The organism is Thioalkalivibrio sp. ALE25 (assembly GCF_000377285.1).
Taxonomy (GTDB): domain Bacteria; phylum Pseudomonadota; class Gammaproteobacteria; order Ectothiorhodospirales; family Ectothiorhodospiraceae; genus Thioalkalivibrio.
In genome coordinates, this window is the sequence record NZ_KB897937.1 from 1 (window position 1) to 16163 (window position 16163).

The 16163-nt window shown below is 66.7% G+C and carries 14 protein-coding genes and 1 pseudogene; 2 read left to right on the plus strand and 13 right to left on the minus strand.

Annotated features, from left to right (window positions below):
• The coding region (locus C996_RS13825; protein ID WP_019558383.1) for a transposase at positions 1 to 217 on the plus strand (217 nt) is incomplete at its 5' end.
• A gap of 72 nt (positions 218 to 289) precedes the next feature.
• On the opposite strand, the pseudogene C996_RS14390 reads toward C996_RS13825, so the two are convergent.
• The 10 genes and pseudogenes from C996_RS14390 to C996_RS0112125 all read right to left on the minus strand — a co-directional run.
• Positions 290 to 781 (minus strand): annotated as a pseudogene (locus C996_RS14390) (RES family NAD+ phosphorylase); the annotation flags it as partial.
• The gene (locus tag C996_RS0112085; RefSeq protein WP_018867694.1) at positions 753 to 1124 is read right to left on the minus strand and encodes an antitoxin Xre/MbcA/ParS toxin-binding domain-containing protein; all 372 of its coding nucleotides are present in this window, start codon (positions 1122 to 1124) and stop codon (positions 753 to 755) included. The gene C996_RS0112085 and the pseudogene C996_RS14390, both read right to left, overlap by 29 nt.
• 140 nt (positions 1125 to 1264) lie before the next feature.
• Entirely contained in the window at positions 1265 to 2155 is an 891-nt protein-coding gene (locus C996_RS0112090) for a PfkB family carbohydrate kinase (protein WP_018867695.1), read from the minus strand.
• Between the two features lie 18 nt (positions 2156 to 2173).
• Positions 2174 to 3460 (minus strand): GGDEF domain-containing protein, encoded by a 1287-nt coding sequence (locus C996_RS0112095; RefSeq protein WP_018867696.1) that lies wholly within the window; start codon positions 3458 to 3460, stop codon positions 2174 to 2176.
• Positions 3461 to 3547: 87 nt separating this feature from the next.
• Positions 3548 to 4429, minus strand: a complete 882-nt coding sequence (locus C996_RS0112100) for an endonuclease/exonuclease/phosphatase family protein (RefSeq protein WP_018867697.1) — start codon at positions 4427 to 4429, stop codon at positions 3548 to 3550.
• Between the two features lie 37 nt (positions 4430 to 4466).
• Positions 4467 to 6107, minus strand: a complete 1641-nt coding sequence (locus C996_RS0112105) for an acetolactate synthase large subunit (protein WP_018867698.1) — start codon at positions 6105 to 6107, stop codon at positions 4467 to 4469.
• A 39-nt stretch (positions 6108 to 6146) separates the two neighbouring features.
• On the minus strand, positions 6147 to 6779 hold the full coding sequence (locus C996_RS0112110) for a thiol:disulfide interchange protein DsbA/DsbL (protein WP_018867699.1): 633 nt from the start codon (positions 6777 to 6779) through the stop codon (positions 6147 to 6149).
• Complete coding sequence (gene ccsB / locus C996_RS0112115) at positions 6780 to 7952, minus strand: c-type cytochrome biogenesis protein CcsB (protein WP_018867700.1); 1173 nt, start codon at positions 7950 to 7952, stop codon at positions 6780 to 6782.
• Between the two features lie 26 nt (positions 7953 to 7978).
• Complete coding sequence (locus C996_RS0112120; protein ID WP_018867701.1) at positions 7979 to 10051, minus strand: cytochrome c biogenesis protein ResB; 2073 nt, start codon at positions 10049 to 10051, stop codon at positions 7979 to 7981.
• Positions 10052 to 10314: 263 nt separating this feature from the next.
• On the minus strand, positions 10315 to 10938 hold the full coding sequence (locus tag C996_RS0112125) for a cytochrome c (RefSeq protein WP_018867702.1): 624 nt from the start codon (positions 10936 to 10938) through the stop codon (positions 10315 to 10317).
• Between the two features lie 446 nt (positions 10939 to 11384).
• On the opposite strand from C996_RS0112125, the gene yihA reads away from it, so the two are divergent.
• Positions 11385 to 12017: a ribosome biogenesis GTP-binding protein YihA/YsxC gene (gene yihA / locus C996_RS0112130; RefSeq protein WP_018867703.1), complete on the plus strand. Its 633-nt coding sequence runs from the start codon at positions 11385 to 11387 to the stop codon at positions 12015 to 12017.
• Between the two features lie 257 nt (positions 12018 to 12274).
• Here yihA and C996_RS0112135 read toward each other — a convergent pair whose 3' ends face one another.
• From C996_RS0112135 to polA, 3 genes are read right to left on the minus strand one after another with little or no spacing between them, the layout of a single operon-like run.
• The gene (locus C996_RS0112135; protein WP_018867704.1) at positions 12275 to 12922 is read right to left on the minus strand and encodes an SCO family protein; all 648 of its coding nucleotides are present in this window, start codon (positions 12920 to 12922) and stop codon (positions 12275 to 12277) included.
• 11 nt (positions 12923 to 12933) lie between these two features.
• On the minus strand, positions 12934 to 13452 hold the full coding sequence (locus C996_RS0112140; RefSeq protein WP_018867705.1) for a hypothetical protein: 519 nt from the start codon (positions 13450 to 13452) through the stop codon (positions 12934 to 12936).
• Positions 13453 to 16155: a DNA polymerase I gene (polA, locus tag C996_RS0112145; protein ID WP_018867706.1), complete on the minus strand. Its 2703-nt coding sequence runs from the start codon at positions 16153 to 16155 to the stop codon at positions 13453 to 13455. It lies immediately after the preceding gene.
• Positions 16156 to 16163: the final 8 nt, after the last annotated feature.

Below are 16163 nucleotides of genomic sequence, written 5' to 3' on the forward strand. Positions count from 1 at the left end.
CATGAAGAGCACCAACATGCTCGAGCGGCTGAACGAGGAGATCCGCCGCCGGACCCGGGTGGTCCGGATCTTCCCCAACACCCACAGCTGTCTACGCCTGGTACGGGCCCTGGCCGTCGAAATCCACGAAGGCTGGCTGGAGGACAACCGCTACCTGAACATGGATCTGCTCAAAGAGCACAAGAAAATCCTGCTGAGGCAGGCCGAGGCCGCCTGAGCCATACCGACCAACCGAACATGGCTGACTCACTTCTGCACAACTTGACGCACACAACCCTTCGGCAGCGAGCGCCCGGGTGGCGGTGTAGTCGTCCGGGTGGGTCCACTGGGCGCGATCCTGGTTGAGCGGCGGACGGGTCAGGTCCAGGTGACTCGGGGTGCGCCAGGCGACGTTGAAGACCGTGAGCGATTCGTGGGCTTCAGGTAACGGTGTGCCCGGGGATGTCTCGAAAAAGTGTCGGCGCCAGTAGCTGAACTCGGCCAGTCCCGTGCGGACGGCTTCGGCACAGTAGAAGACGCCCTCCCCCTCCTGTGGCCGACGGAACCGGGAACCGAAGGGCGACGGCGGATAGCGGAACGGCGTCTTGAGGAGGTAATGCAAATGCGCCGTATTGGCGGGAAAGGCGGGCTTGGTCTCCTCCAGAATCGCCTCCAGCACTTCCTGCTCGTCCCGGGTACTCACAAGCTTGCGGGTGGACACGGTGTACTGATGCTCCACCACCCGCCATCCCTCGCCGTTCGCAGGCGCGGCTTCAGATGCGAGCGCGGTGTGCGTCCACATACTCGACTACGCGAGCCAGCCCCGCCACATTGTCCACTAGGTCTCCCGGAACACCGTGCAGGTCGGCATTGGGATTGCGCATCCAGGCCCGAAGGGAACGCTCGTCGCCGGCCGTGATGGCGTCAAGCCCACGGTAGAGACGGACCAGCAGGGCCGCGATCTCCCAGTGCTTGGTGCGCTCGTCCAGAAAATAACCACCGGCGTACATGCGGCTGATTGTAGCGGGGCTCAGCCCCAGGGCCCGGGCCAGCTCCGACTGTTTCATGCCGAGCCGTGCCCCGGCCTGCGCGACGGCCCTGGTGAGTACCTCCTGGCGCTGTTCCGCGTTTGCCGTTTGTTCCATATGGCCCTCCCGGGACAAGAACGAGTATTTCTATAGAAAATATAGAGCCAGGCTCTTCCTGACGCAAAAAAATCGCGTGGGCGTGAAGTCGCGGTGTCCCTTTTGGTTCACGCTGGGGTGTCCGGCGTCCCGGCGTGTCGTCAGGCCCGGGGCCAGTCGCGCGTGGCTTGCTGGTAGAAGGCCGCGTCGTCGGTGGTGGCGCCCTGCAGGGTGCAGACGGAGGCGGCAAATCGGAGGGCGCGCTCCAGGGTGGTCGCCCAGGGCCAGGCGTTTTGCAGGCCGATGATGGCGACGCTGGCGAAGGCGTCGCCGGCGCCCACGGCGTCGCGGAACCCGTCGACGGGCGGTGCCGGTGCCTGCCAGTGCTGGCCATCAGGCTCGTGGATGGCGGCACCACCGGCCCCGTGGGTGACGATCAGGGCGGAGCGGATCGCGGCCCGTTCGAGCAGCGCGGTCGGGCGCTCGGCCTCGGCGACATCCGGGGCCAGGGTCGCGGCCTCGTCGGTGTTCAGCTTCACCACATCGGCGCCGCGGATCAGCGCGAGGACGTCGTCGGCGTCGTACCACGGTGCCCGCAGGTTCACGTCGACGAAGCGCTGGCGTGAGCGGGCCCGCAGGCGTTCCAGCAGCTCGCGATTGCCGGTGCGCAGGGCCAGCGTCCCGTGATAGAGGAGCGTGGCCGTAGCCGGCAGCTGCTCCGCCCAGTCCGCCGGGACGTCGTCATAGGCCTGGCCGGGGACGATGGTGTAGCTCGGCTCGCCCTGCTCCAGGGTGACGCGGACCTCGCCGGTAGGGGCCGTGGGGTGCTGGTACAGCCCGCGTGTATCCATCCCGATGTGGTGCATGCGTTCCCGCACGCGGCGGCCATCGGCGTCGTCGCCGATGCCGCCCACAAAGCAGGCGGCGGCACCCAGCTGATGCAGGTTCCAGGCGACGTTAAAGGGCGCGCCGCCGAGGACGCGTGTGCCGTCGGGGAAGCCGTCGAACAAGACCTCGCCGAAGATCAGATGGGATGGCGGCGTGCCGCGCATGGCGTCTCCCGGGATCGGTCAGTCGTGGGCGCGTTCAATGCGGTCGCGCCCGCGTTTCTTGGCCTGGAGCAGGGCGTGGTCGGCCGCGTCGAAGATCGCCTCCGGGGTCGCGGCGGGATTGATGCCGGCGAGGCCCGCGGAGATGGTGACCTTCAGCCGGGTGTTCCCGGCGCGCACGATCAGGCGATCGACCGCCTCGCGGATAGTGTCCGCCTGTGTATGGGCGGCCGCGGGCTCGCGGTAGAGGATCATCACGAATTCCTCGCCGCCGTAGCGCGCGACGAAGTCGGGTTCCCGGACCCCTTCGGCCAGGATCTCGGCGACCGCCCGCAGGACCTTGTCGCCCGCGCTGTGCCCGTACTCGTCGTTGATGGTCTTGAAGTGGTCGATGTCCCAGACCAGCAGGGAGGCGGCGCCGGCCTTTTTCAGTTCCGCCGGGAGCTGGGCCAAGCGCTGTTCGAAGGCGGTGCGGTTGGGCAGGCCGGTCAGGCTGTCGCGCGTGGCCTCGGCGCGGGCCTGTTCCAGGCGCGTGCGCAGGGCCTGCACCTGGCCCTCCAGACTGCGGCCCTTGGAGCGCAGGGCGCGGTTGCGCTCCAGTGCTGCCAGCAGCTCGCTTTCCTGTTCATCGCGAAAGGTGGTGACCCGTTCCACCATGCGGTCGAGGCCGCGGCTGACCTCGGTGCGCAGGGTCGCCAGATCGTCGACGTCGACGACCCGGCCCTTGATATGGGCGACATCGCCGGAGATCCCGGCGTGCAGTTCGGACACGGATTCGCGGGCGCGTTCGCCGCGGGCCTCGTCCTCGGACAGCGCGGTGTCGACATCCTCGAGGCGGTGCCAGATCTCGCCGACAACCTCGGTGAGCTCCTCGCGCTCGGTCATAGCCTTCTGGCACTTGTCGTGCAGGACCGTGAACAGACGGTTGAGGGTGCGTTCGATCTCCGCCTTGTCGCGGCGGTCAGCGGCCCGGGTCAGGGCGTCCACCTCGGAATCGAGGAACTCGAAGCCGTGCAGGCCGCGGCGCACCACCTCGAGGATGCCCTCGGCAAGATCCTGGCGATGGTCGCTGGAACGTACCGCGTCGGCGAGCTGGCCGCTCAGGCGGTCCAGCCAGGCGGTGTCGCCGGGGTCGGACTCGATGGCCCGGGTCAGGTCGCGGACCGCGCCCTCCAGTGCCGGCACCTTGGCGGACACCACCGCAAGCGAACGCAGCGCGACTCGGCGGATCGTGTCCTGCAGGGCCCGTTCCCGGTCCAGCGAGCGTTCGAGCTCGATGATGGTTCTACGCAGATCGCTGTCGGACATCGGGAAATCCCGGAAAGGAGGCGTGTCTATTTAAACGCGGAATACGGGTAGATGCCACCGGGATCGTACCCGTATACGGGCAACGGTTTAGTGCGCTGGATCATGAAGGGCCTGGCGCTGCGGCAGTTCGATCTCGATGCCGACCGGGAGATGGTCGGACAGCGCAACGTTGTAGACGCGCACGTCGCTGACATGCAGGTCGGGGGTCAGCAGGATGTGGTCGAAGACCAGGCGCGGGTCCCAGGCGGGGTAGGTCGCGGGGCAGGCCATTGGCTCCATCAGGCCGGTGCGCGCGACCAGCTGGCGCAGTTCCTCACTGTCCTGCTGGCAGTTGAGATCGCCCATGACCACCGCATGGGGGAGGTCCTGGATGTGTTCCGCGACGTAGGCCAGCTGAGACTTGCGGGTCCGCTTGCCGAGGGCGAGGTGCAGCAGGAACAGGACCAGTTCGTCTCCGTCGCCCATCGCGTAGTGCGCCTCGATCGCGCCGCGTCCCGGCAGGGCGCCTGGCAGGCGGTGCATCTCGACCCGGTCCGGTTCCAGGCGCGAGAACAGGGCTAGGGAGTGCTTGGCGAACTGCCCGAGATCCCGGTTGATCCGGTTGTAGGTGTAAGGGAACTGCGCGCGCTCGGAGAGATAGGACGCCAGATCGACGAAATTGCTGCGGATGCTGCCGCCGTCCAGTTCCTGCACGCCGACGATGTCGAACTCGGAGATGAACCGCGCGACCCGGTCCAGGTTGTCCATGCGCCCGCCATAGGGGAGCACGTGCTTCCAGCTGTTGGTGACGTAGTGATGCAGGCGGGAAGAGTGGATGCCCACCTGGGCATTGAAGCTCAGCAGACGCAGTCGCTGACTGCCCTGTTCGTGCTGGTAGCTCAGTTGTTCCGGGGCGGCGGTTTCCGGTTGCGCCTCGCCTTCGGGGCCGGGGGGCGTGGCACGACGGTCGCCGGGCGCGATCGACGTCATCGCGAGAGGTCTCCTGCTGGAGGGAAAGTCCGTGTTCTCAGAATGGACAAACCAGTTCGCCCAAACGTTCCGTCAGCTTCATGTTCTCGCTGTAGTCGACCGGGCAGTCGATCACGGTCACGCCCGGCTCCACCAGGGCCTCGCGCAGGGCCATTTCGAGGCTGTCTCCCGGTTCGATACGCACGCCGCGGGCGCCGAAGGCGCGGGCCAGCTGGACGAAATCCGGGTTGCCGAATTCGACGAAGGCCTTGCGCCCGTACTCGCGGACCTGCTTCCACTCGATCAGGCCGTATGCGTTGTCGTTCCAGATTAGCACCACGAAATTCAGGCCCAGCCGGACCGCGGTCTCCAGCTCCTGCACGTTCATCAGGAAGCCGGCATCGCCGGTGACGGCGACGACCTGGCGTTCGGGATGGAGCTTGGCCGCGGCGATGGCGCCGGGCAGAGCGATCCCCATGCTGGCGAAGCCGTTGGAGATCAGGCAGGTGTTGGGTAGCTCGCAGCGGAACATGCGCGCCATCCAGAGCTTGTGGGCGCCGACATCGGTGATCATGATCGCGTCGAGATCCGCCGCGGTGCGCAGGTCCCAGATCAGCTTCTGTGGCTTGAGCGGCACCTGGGTGTCGTCGCGGTGCTCGTTCATGTCCTCGATCAGGCTCTGGCGCAGCGGGCGCAGGATAGTTTCCTCGCGCGGACTGACCTGCTCGGCCAGCCGGTGCAGACAGGTGGTCAGGTCGCCGAGGACCTCGGCGGTCACGTTGTAGTGGCCGTCGATCTCGGCCGGGGCCGAATCGATGTGGATCAGGGTGCGGTCGCCGTCCGGATGCCAGAAGCTCGGCGGGTATTCGACCAGGTCGTAGCCGATGCAGACGATCACGTCGGCCTTGTGGAAGCCGAAGTTCACGAAGTCCTGGCTCTGCAGCCCGACCGAGCCGAGCGCAAGCGGGTGGCGGAACGGCAGTACGCCCTTGGCCATGAAGGTATTGGCCACCGGGATGTTCAGCGCGCTGGCGAGCGTGGCCAGGGCCCCGCTGGCGCCGGAGCGGATCACACCGTTGCCGGCGAGGATCAGCGGGTGGTGGGCCTCGTTCAGCAACCGGGCCGCGGCCTCCAGCGAGGCGTCGGCCGGCACGGCCGCCGGGCCGGCGTGGACCGGCAGGGGCGGGTTGGGGCACGGCTGCGAGGCGATGTTCTCGGGTAGTTCGAGGAAGCTGGCCCCGGGTTTGCCGCCTTCGGCCCACTTGAAGGCCTTGCGCACCACCTCCGGGAGAATCTCGGGCTCGACCACGCTGGAGCTGTACTTGGTGATCGGCTGGAACAGGCCCTTCAGGTCGAGGACCTGATGCGATTCCTTGTGCAGGCGATGGGTGCTGGCCTGGCCGGCAATCGCGACCAGCGGCGCGTGATCCATATTGGCGTCGGCGACGCCGGTGATCAGGTTGGTGGCGCCGGGACCCAGGGTCGCGAGGCAGACGCCCGCCTTGCCCGACAGGCGCCCGTGGACGTCGGCCATGAAGGCCGCACCCTGTTCATGGCGCGTGGTAACGAATTCGATGGAGGAGTCGGCCAGGGCATCGAGAACGGCCATGTTCTCCTCGCCCGGCAGACCGAAGATGCGTTCGACGCCCTCCTGCTCGAGGCATTCGACCAGGCGCTGGGCGGTGGTCGGCGTGCTCATGCCGAACGCGCCCCGGCGCGCCGGGGCATATGCCGCGCGCTAGCCGCGGGCACGTTCGATCAGGAAATCAGCAACTTCCAGCATTTCGTCATGCCCGCCGGCCATGCTGGCGGAGACGATGGCCTCGCCATTGATGACCAGGGTCGGCACGCCCCCAACACCGAAGTCCTGAACGGCCTCTGTGGCCTCGACGATCCGGCGGCGGATCGCGTCGGAGCGCATGGTCTCGCGGAACTCGTCCGCATCCAGCCCCCGCTGGTTGATGAAGCGCAGGATCGCGCTTTCCGAGCGCATCTGGCGGCCCTGATCGTGGATCGCGTCATAGAACGCCTGGTGCACGTCGTCGAGCACGCCCAGCTTCTCGGCGGTGTAGAACACCCGGGCATGCAGCGCCCAGACGTCGTTCATCGGCGCCGGGAGGTACTCGAACTGCACGTCGTCGGCCAGGTTCGGCTTCCAGGCCTGGACCTTGGGCTCGAAGGCGTAGCAGTGCGGGCAGCCGTACCAGAACACCTCGACCACCTGGATCTTGCCGTCCTCCAGCCCGGTATCCAGCGGCGGCTGGATGGCCCGGTAGTGCTGGCCCTCGCGGAATTCGGCCGCGAGGCTGGTGCCGGTGGCGAGGAGCATGCCGGCGCCGCCCACGGCGCCCATGAATTCACGACGCTTCATTTACAGCTCTCCGTAGGAATGCAGGCCGGACAGGAACATATTCACGCCCAGGAAGGTGAAGGTCGTGACGAACAGCCCGATGATCGCCCACCAGGCCATGACCGGTCCGCGCCAGCCCTTGGTAAACCGCATGTGCAGCCAGGCGGCGTAGGTCAGCCACAGGATCAGGCTCCAGGTCTCCTTCGGATCCCAGGTCCAGTAGCCGCCCCAGGCCTCGGCGGCCCACATCGCGCCGAGCACAGTGGCGATGGTGAAGAAGGCGAAGCCGATCGCGATGGCCTTGTACATCACGCTGTCCAGCGCTTCCTTGCTCGGGATGCGCTGGGTGAGGGCGGCGTCGGGCCGGGTGCGCTCGAGCCGATGCTTGACCAGATAGGCCACCCCCAGCATCGCGGCGATGGCGAAGCCGCCGTAGCCGACAAAGTTGGTAGGCACGTGGATCTTCATCCACCAGCTGTTCAGAGCGGGCACCAGCGGCTCGATCTCGTGTGCCTGGCGGTCCCACATGTACCACAGCAGGAAGGTGACGGACGCGGCGATCACCAGCATGACGAACGCACCCATGGTGCGCTGGCCGGTGCGGCTCTCGTAGTAGAGGTACATCAGCGTGGTCAGGGCGGCCAGCAGGATGAAGACCTCGTACAGGTTGGCGACGGGGATATAGCCCCAGGTCGGGTCGGTCAGGTAGATCTCGCGCCAGCGCACCAGCAGGGCCATCAGCCCGGCCCCGGCACCGATCCAGGCGAACGCGCCGCCGACGCGGGTGGGGAAGTCGGAGCGGCTGAACAGCCCGGTGACGTACGCGACGGTGGAGAGGTACAGGAAGACGCTCATCCACATGACACCGGCCTGGCCCGAACCGACGTAGTTCAGCCAGAAGTTGGTGCTCCCGCGGGCGAGGTCGTCGCCGTACATCCAGATACCGAACAGTGCGAGGACCCCGACAATGATCGAGAAGGCCTGCCACGGGCGCCAGAACCAGCCCATCCAGGCACTCAGGCCGACGGCCAGGATCAGGCCGCCGGTGTCGTAGCGGTCCATCATGTGGCCGTATTGCCAGAAGGCGATCAGGCCGACGGCGATCGTCAGGGCGATGTACGCCCAGTCGCGCGGCTGGATGCGCCGGAAGATGCCGGGCCGTTCGAAATCCAGGGCCTCGTGGGGGACTGACATGGGGTGCTCCTCCGACTGCTTAGCTTTTAGTCGTTTTTGTTGTTGGACTCATGGGTGCCGTCGCTGGCGCCATCGACCGGCTTCTGATCGATGATCCACCTCTTAAGATGCGCGAAACGTTCCTCGAATTCCACCTGGTGGCGGTTGCTCGTGCCGGCCATCACCACGTGAGTGCCTTCGCCGTTCTCGCTCCGCCGTGCCATGATCCACAGGCGCTGATAGGACACGTAGAAGAGGAAGAAGATCCCGACGATCAGCATCACGCTGCCGGTGTAGACGGTGCTCTGGCCGGGGGCGCGTGCGATCTGCAGGCCGGACGCCTCACGGTGTTCGAAATCCTTCAGGTGGAAGAAGAACGGCGACTGATACAGGCTGATCGCGTTGATTGCCGAGATCGTATCCTCCAGGAAACGCTGCTCTTCTTCCTGGATCGAGACTACACCCTCGTCCTGCAGGACCTCCATGTAAAGCCCCTGGAGGCCGGCATGCAGGATGCGGATCATCAGGTCGCGCACCTCGTCGATGCGCTCGCCCGGTACGCGCCGTTCGATCTCGTTGTTGACGGCCATGTAGCCGCCCTCGGCGAACAGCCCCATCAGCTCGGCCGTCGTGCGGGCGATGGCCTGGGTCTGCTCGTTGGGTACCGTCTCGTCGTCGCGCGCCACCTGGCGGGCAATCTCGTTGCGCACTTCGGGGTTGTGCAGCATGGCCAGGTAGGTGCGGAAGCGCTCCAGCGAATCGTCGGCATCTGCCGGCAGGAACAGGTAGTGGAATTCCTCCGCCGGACTCTCGCGCACGCCGCTGAGGAAATACATCGCCCCTTCCTGCAGGGCCGGGCGCTGGTAGTTGCGGTAGTACAGGCCGTGGCCGGTGCGGTCCATCAGGCGGAAATCGAAGCTCGGGCCCATATGGCGGTTCTCGCGCACGCCCTCTTCGTTGAGCAGCGGAACCACGTTCTCCAGCTGAAAGTTGGTGAACTCGATGATCCGGGTGTCGCCGTCCGGCGTCGGGACCTCCATCTCCTGGAACACACGACCGGGCACCTCGAGCTCGCGCAGGGCCTCGGCGCCCAGCGGGATGGCGTCGATATCCAGGCGGGTGCCGCCGTCGGCGAAGCTTGCCTGATAGATCGCGAAGCCGTTGTAGATCAACGGGTGGTTGACCGAGATGGTGTGCCGCAGCGGCTCGTCGCGGTTCGGATCATGGATAACCAGGTCCGACTCGTAGGAGCTTTCGGCACCGGTGGAGAAGCGTTCGATCCGGAACTCCTCCAGTTCGACGCGGAAGGGCAGCTCCTGCACGAAGTAGCCTTCCCGCATCGGCAGGAACACCACATTCGCCGATGCACCCTCGGGGATCTCCACCGAGCCGCGGAAGGACGGGTTCCAGTCCGGTATCCAGGCCGAACGCGGGACCTCGGAGATCGGTACGCTGCGGGTCTCGATCTCGAGATTCCCCAGCCACTCGTTAACCTTCAGCAGGGTCGTGCCGTCGGCCAGGGCGCCCACACAGATCACCACGATGCCGACATGGGTCAGCAGGTAACCCATGCGGTTCCAGCGCCCGCGCATGGCAGCGATCACGGTCTGTCCGTCGTGGTTCTTCTCGCGCGCCTTGAAACCCTGTGCCTTCAGCACCCGGTGGGCGTGCTGGATGAACTCCTCCGGTGACTGATCGAGATCGCCGGTGGCACTGGAATGGAACGAGCGCAGGGACTTTTCCTTGACCTGCGTGTTGTAGCGGCGCAGGTCCTTCAGCAGCCCGGGGGTCTGGCGATAGACGCAGAAGGAGGTCGAGATGACCAGGAAGGCCACCACCAGCAGGAACCAGGTCGCGGAATACACCTGATACAGGCCCATCCCGGCAAAGATCTCGTGCCAGAAAGGCCCGTAGTCCATCAGATACTCGGTGTACGGTTCGTTCTGCACCAGGACGGTGCCGATGACCGAGGCGATCGCGAGGGCCACCAGGAGGGTGATCGCCAGGCTCATCGAGCCCATGAAATCGACCAGTATGCGGCTGCGCCGCGGCTTGCGCGCGGCCTTCTGGCGGGATGCGGGGGCCGGGCCGGCGGTGGCGGCCTGATCGTTATTCGACATGCTGAAACCTGCTTTAGCCTGACGGACTATGCGAAGCAACCCGACAGGGGTTCAATTTCCAAGACAAACTGCGCGGGCGTTGCGCGACCAGTGGATGGACCGATGATCCGCCGGGGAGTTCGCGCGCCCCACCATGACGCCCCTGTACAGGATTGCATTCCAACTGGGTGCGTTTTTCTGCGCCCACAAAAAAGGGGCGGCCAAGGCCGCCCCTTCCCTGGGTCGCTTCGCCGCCACTCCTGCGCGGCGTACCCGAAGCCGAATCAGTTGCTCGGCTGCAGGCCGGCCATATACTGGGACACGGCCTCGATGTCTTCATCGGACATGTTGCGCACCACATTGCGCATCATGCGGCCATTGTCGTTGGCGCGCTCGCCGCTACGGAAGTAGCGCAGCTGATCCGCGCTGTACTGCGCGTGCTGGCTGGCGACGGCCGGGAACATGGCTTCCGGGTTGCCGTTGCCGTTCGGGCCGTGGCAGGCAATGCAGGCGGCGACGTTCTGCGACGGGATGCCGCCGCGGTAGATCTGCTCGCCCCGTTCGACCACCGACTCGTCGGCGGTGCCGGCGCTGATTTCCTGCTCGGCATAGAAGGCCGCCAGGTCGCGCATGTCCTGCTCGTCCAGGTTGGCCACTTGGCCCAGCATCAGGCTGTTCTCGCGGCGTTCGGACTTGTAGTCCTGCAGCTGCTTCACGGTGTACTTGGCGTGCTGGCCGGCCAGCTTGGGCCATTCCGGGTTCACGCTGTTGCCATCCGCCTGGTGGCAGGCCGCGCAGGCTTGGGACAGTTCCTGGCCGCGCTGGGGATCGCCCGCCTGGGCTGCCGACAGCGGGAGCAGCAGGGATACGGACAGGGCAGCAAAGAGAGCGGAAAGCTTGTGGTTCATGACGGAGAATCTCCTGCTTGTAAATGCGTGCCGGGTCGCGACCCGTTCCTTGTGCCCCATCGTAGGGCGATCAACATAAGGGGCGCAGTTTATAGCACAATGCTAATTTGTGCTCAAAAATAAACCGAGTCCGGCACTCGGCCAAGGGAAACACTGATGAATGTACACGCTCGCGTTGGCACCCCAGGTTTTCCGAGACAAGGCGCGTCGCGCAGCGGGTAGTGGTTCTACCCGCAAGCGGCGCAACGCAGGATCGGGGAACCTGGGGTGCCAACCCCACAAGCCATTGAAAGCAGGGGCTCGGCCGCTTTTGCGTGCGCCCGGCGTTGCGGCTCGCTTATGTAGCTCGGCTACACTTCACTCACCGCGCCTTGTTCGCACGCAAAAGCGACTCGAGCGCGAGCGTGTACATTCATCAGTGTTTCCCTAGGACGCTCTCTCGCCCCATGGAACCCCGATTTCGCGAAACCGACTTCCTGCGTGGCGTGGCGCAGATTGCCCAGCTCCCGGCCGACACCGGCGTCGAGATCGCCTTTGCCGGGCGCTCCAACGCCGGCAAGTCCAGCGCCCTGAACGCCTTGTGTGGACGCAAGGCGCTCGCGCGGGTCGGCCGTACCCCGGGGCGCACACAGGAGATCAATCTTTTCCGTCTGCCGCCGGCCGAGCACTGGCGGCTGGTCGACCTGCCGGGCTACGGCTACGCGAAGGTCTCGGCCGGCAAGCGCGCGGAATGGGACCAGCTCCTTGGTGGCTACCTGCAAAAACGCCAGTGCCTGATCGGTCTGGTCCTGATCATGGACATCCGCCGGCCGCTGACCGAGCTGGATCGCCAGCTACTGGACTGGGTGCCTCTGGAGCGCTGCCGCTTGCACTGCCTGCTGACCAAGGCGGACAAACTCTCGCGCCAGGAGGCCGACCGCCAGTTGCGCAAGGCGCATGGTGAGCTGGAGGCCATGGGCGTCGAGGCGACGTTGCAGACCTTCTCCTCGCTGAAGAACCAGGGTGTCGATGACCTGCGCGGCCTGCTGGGTGGCTGGCTGGCCGAGCATGATCCGGAGTCGGCTCCCGCGACCGGCTGAGGCCCGTCTCTGCCCGACGGTCGAGCGGATACACGAAACGCAGACAAAAAGAAGCCCCGGCCTTGGGGTGGGACCGGGGCTAATTTCGGCCTCTACAGGGGGGAGAGAGGCCTATTGCCCGCTCAGGGAGAGAAGCGGGCCGCGCTGGGCTAGAGCGCTCAGTAAGTGAGAAAGCACTGCGCGGGCAAAGTTCCTGCCGCGTGCCTCTCGATTGCGAATTTTTTCACAGAATCCATCGTTGCCGTCCGGGGTGTGGCTCAGTTGGCTGTCCCGGTGGCCTCCGCATGGGTTCGCAGGCCCTCCACCAGTTCGGCGGCGGGTGTCCCGTGCGGGTAGATCTGCAGCAAGTCGCCTTCCGGGCCGACCAGGTAGGTGGACGAGCTGTGATCGACCACGTAGCCCATGGCCGAGTCGATCTCGGTGCGTTCGTAGAATACGCCGTAGCGTTCCGTGATCGGCTGCAGCTCTTCGTGGGACCCGGTCGCCGCCTGGATGGCCGGGTGGAAGTGCCCCACATAGGTCTCCAGGCGCTCGCGGTCATCACGTTCCGGGTCGACGCTTACCAGTACCGCCGCGACCTCGCCCTCCAGCTCGGGCGGCAGGCGGTCCAGCGCGGCGCTGATCCAGCCCAGGCTGGTCGGGCAGGCATCCGGGCAGGCGGTGTAGCCGAAGTAGACCCAGACGTATTGCCCTTCCAGGTCCGCCAGCCGGAACCGCTCGCCCGTGGTGGAAACGGGCAGTTCGATCGGCCCGCCGGATACCGCATCGGCCACCGGCAGGCGTTCGTGGTCGGCCCCCTGGGACACGGGGGGTGGTGCCGGGCGGAGCATCACGAAGACGAGCAGGGCGCCAGCCGCCAGCACGGCCAGCGCCCAGAGCAGGCTGCTCAGCGGGATACGCTGCATGTCGGTTCTCCTCAGGGGTTGTCGCTGTGGCTGCGACGGGTGACAAAACGAAACTGGACCCGGGCTGCATCCGCATCGCCCGCGGGCATCACGGTGGCGGCCCAGGTCATGGCCTCGGTGGTGCAGATAGGCAGTGTCGTCTCGCCGACGTAGCGCCCGTCGCCGGTATGTTCCAGCCGCGGGCGCTGGAAGCCCATGTACATCTCCACCCCGGCCAGATCCAGCTCCAGGGCCTCGGGTTCGCCGAGGTTGCCCCGGGCCGCCGGGTCCAGCTCCAGGGTCAGCTCAAGTGGTTGCAGCATCGGCACGGGGCGTGGCGTGATCGCCAGGGCCAGCGTACCGCCCGCCGGATGGTCGGCGCTGCAGGGCCCCGCGTTCAGGTCGCAGTCCTCCGGCTGGACGATGGTGATCCCGCCGGAACCGCCGGTGTCCAGGTAGCGTTCGGCCAGCACCCAGGCGGTCGCCAGCAACAGGACCGCGACCAGCCATGGGGCGAGCCGGTTGAACCCCTTGGCCAGTGAATCCGACATCTAGTGTGCGTCGTCCCAGTTGGCGCCGGTGCCGACATCTACCACCAGCTCCACGTCGAGCTCGGCGGCCCCGCTCATGGCCTGGCGCACGAGCGTGGTCAGGTCCTCCACGGCCGCATCGGCCACCTCGAACACCAGTTCGTCGTGGACCTGCATGATCATGCGTGCCTCGATTTTCGCCGAGGCGAGGTCATCGGCGACCCGTACCATCGCGCGCTTGATGATGTCGGCGGCGGTACCCTGCATCGGGGCGTTGATGGCGACACGCTCGGACTGCTGGCGTCGCGCCCCGTTGCGGCTGTTGATCTCCGGCAGGTACAGGCGGCGGCCGAACAGGGTCTCGACATAGCCGTTCTCGCGCCCGGAGGCGCGCGCGCGTTCCATGTAGTCGTGCACGCCGGGATAGCGATTGAAGTAGCGGTCGATGTACTCGCGCGCCTCGCCCTGCTCGATGCCGAGGTTGCGCGCCAGCCCCCAGGCGGACATGCCGTAGATCAGGCCGAAGTTGATCGCCTTGGCCGCGCGGCGCTGCTCGCCGGAGACCTGCTCCGGGTCCGCCCCGAAGACCTCGGCGGCGGTCGCGCGGTGGATGTCCTGGCCCTCGCCGAAGGCCTTCAGCAGGCCCGCGTCCTGCGACAGGTGGGCCATGATGCGCAGCTCGATCTGCGAGTAGTCCGCCGCCAGCAACTGGTGGCCCTCATCCGCGATGAATGCGCGGCGGATGCGCCGGCCGGCCTCGGTGCGCACCGGGATGTTCTGCAGGTTCGGCTCCGAGGACGACAGCCGCCCGGTGGCTGCCCCCGCCTGGTGGTAGGAGGTGTGCACCCGTCCGGTCTCCGGGTGGATGCGCCGGGGCAGGGTCTCGGTGTAGGTGCTGCGCAGCTTGGACAGGCCGCGGTGCTCGAGGATCAGGCGCGGCAGGGCGTAGTCGTCCGCCATCTGCTCCAGCACGTCCTCGGCGGTGGAGGGCTGGCCCTTGGGCGTGCGCCGCAGCACCGGCAGGCCCAGGCGCTCGAACAGGATCTCCTGGATCTGCTTGGGCGAGCCGAGGTTGAACTCGCCGCCGGCCTCCTCGAAGGCCTCGCGCTCGATGCGCTCCATCTCGGCCAGCAGCTCCTGGCTCTGCTCGCCGAGCAGATCCGGGTCCACCTTTACGCCCACGCGTTCGATATCCGCCAGCACCGGGACCAGCGGCATCTCGATCTCGCGGTAGACGAACGCGGGGCCTTCCGCCTCTTGCAGGCGCGGCTGGAACACCGCATCCAGCTGAAGGCAGATGTCGGCATCCTCGCCGGCGTAATCGGTGGCGATGCCGATATCCACCTCGGCGAACGGGATCTGCTTCGCGCCCTTGCCGGCCACGTCCTCGTAGTGCGTGGTCTGGTAGTCCAGGTGGCGCTCGGCCAGGGAGTCGAGGTCGTGGCGGTTGGCCCCGGCGTCCAGGCAGAACGACTCCAGCAGGGTGTCGTCGACAATGCCGCGCAGGGTGATGCCGTGATTGCCCAGCACGTTGCGGTCGTACTTCAGGTGATGGCCCAGCTTGCCGTGGCGCTCCGACTCCAGCCACGGCTTCAGGCGCTCGAGGGTCTCCGTGCGCGGCAGCTGCGGGTCGGCATCCGGCCCGGTGTGGGCCAGCGGCAGGTAGTAGGCGGTGCCTGGCTCGAAGGCGAAGGACATGCCGACGATCTCGGCGCGCATCGCGTCCAGGCTCGTCGTCTCGGTGTCGAAGGCGACGCGCTCGGCCTTGTCCAGGCGCTCCAGCAGCTCGGCCAGTTCGACCTCCTCGCGCAACGTGCGGTAGTCGGCCTTCGCCAGCGGCGAGCCCGGATTGCCGCTAGCGGCCTCGTCCTCGCCGCCCTCCAGCTCCGCGCGCCAGCGGGTAAAGCCATAGCGGCGCACCATCTCCAGCAGGCGCTCGTGGTCCGGCTCGCGGATGTTGAGGTCGTTGGGGCCGACGTCCAGCTCGACATCGCGCTTGACCGTGATCAGTTCGCGCGAGGTGGGCAGGCGCTCGGCCGCGGCGCGCAGGTTCTCGCCGATCTTGCCGCCGATGCCGTCGGCCTGTTCCAGAATGGTGTCGAGATCGCCGTACTTCGCGATCCACTTGGCCGCGGTCTTGGGGCCGACCTTGTCCACGCCCGGGATGTTGTCGACGCTGTCGCCCATCAGCGCGAGGTAGTCGACGATCTGCTCCGGGGCGACGCCGAATTTCTCCTGCACGCCCTCGGGGTCCAGCGTGACCCCGCTCATGGTGTTGACCAGCGTGATGCGGTTATTCACCAGCTGCGCGAGATCCTTGTCGCCGGTGGAGATCACCACGTCGTGCCCGGCTGCGGCGGCCTGGTCGGCCAGGGTCGCGATCACGTCGTCGGCCTCCACGCCCTCGACGCACAAAAGCGGCAAGCCCATCGCCCGCACCAGCTCGTGCAATGGCTCGATTTGGGCGGCCAGCTCTTCCGGCATCGGCGGGCGGGTGGCCTTGTATTCCGGATAGATGTCGTCGCGGAAGGTCTTGCCCTTGGCGTCGAACACCACCGCCATGTGCTCCGGGCCGTAGTCCGCGCGCAGCTTGCGCAGCATGTTGGCCACACCAATCATCGCCCCGGTCGGGGCGCCATCCGGCGCGGTCAGCGGCGGCAGCGCATGGAAGGCGCGGAACAGGTACGACGAGCCGTCGACCAGGACAAGAGGCGCTTGCGACATGAAGGTGG

Excerpts from the sequence above, each read along its gene's own strand:
- C996_RS0112135 (WP_018867704.1), bottom strand. The coding sequence starts at position 12,922 with ATGCAGCGTATCCCGCTGAGCAGCCTGCTCTGGGCGCTGGCCGTGCTG.
- C996_RS0112125 (WP_018867702.1), bottom strand. The coding sequence starts at position 10,938 with ATGAACCACAAGCTTTCCGCTCTCTTTGCTGCCCTGTCCGTATCCCTG.
- C996_RS0112095 (WP_018867696.1), bottom strand. The coding sequence starts at position 3,460 with ATGTCCGACAGCGATCTGCGTAGAACCATCATCGAGCTCGAACGCTCG.
- C996_RS0112105 (WP_018867698.1), bottom strand. The coding sequence starts at position 6,107 with ATGAGCACGCCGACCACCGCCCAGCGCCTGGTCGAATGCCTCGAGCAG.
- ccsB (WP_018867700.1), bottom strand. The coding sequence starts at position 7,952 with ATGTCAGTCCCCCACGAGGCCCTGGATTTCGAACGGCCCGGCATCTTC.
- polA (WP_018867706.1), bottom strand. The coding sequence starts at position 16,155 with ATGTCGCAAGCGCCTCTTGTCCTGGTCGACGGCTCGTCGTACCTGTTC.
- C996_RS0112120 (WP_018867701.1), bottom strand. The coding sequence starts at position 10,051 with ATGTCGAATAACGATCAGGCCGCCACCGCCGGCCCGGCCCCCGCATCC.
- C996_RS0112140 (WP_018867705.1), bottom strand. The coding sequence starts at position 13,452 with ATGTCGGATTCACTGGCCAAGGGGTTCAACCGGCTCGCCCCATGGCTG.
- C996_RS0112110 (WP_018867699.1), bottom strand. The coding sequence starts at position 6,779 with ATGAAGCGTCGTGAATTCATGGGCGCCGTGGGCGGCGCCGGCATGCTC.
- yihA (WP_018867703.1), top strand. The coding sequence starts at position 11,385 with ATGGAACCCCGATTTCGCGAAACCGACTTCCTGCGTGGCGTGGCGCAG.
- C996_RS0112100 (WP_018867697.1), bottom strand. The coding sequence starts at position 4,429 with ATGACGTCGATCGCGCCCGGCGACCGTCGTGCCACGCCCCCCGGCCCC.
- C996_RS0112090 (WP_018867695.1), bottom strand. The coding sequence starts at position 2,155 with ATGCGCGGCACGCCGCCATCCCATCTGATCTTCGGCGAGGTCTTGTTC.
- C996_RS0112085 (WP_018867694.1), bottom strand. The coding sequence starts at position 1,124 with ATGGAACAAACGGCAAACGCGGAACAGCGCCAGGAGGTACTCACCAGG.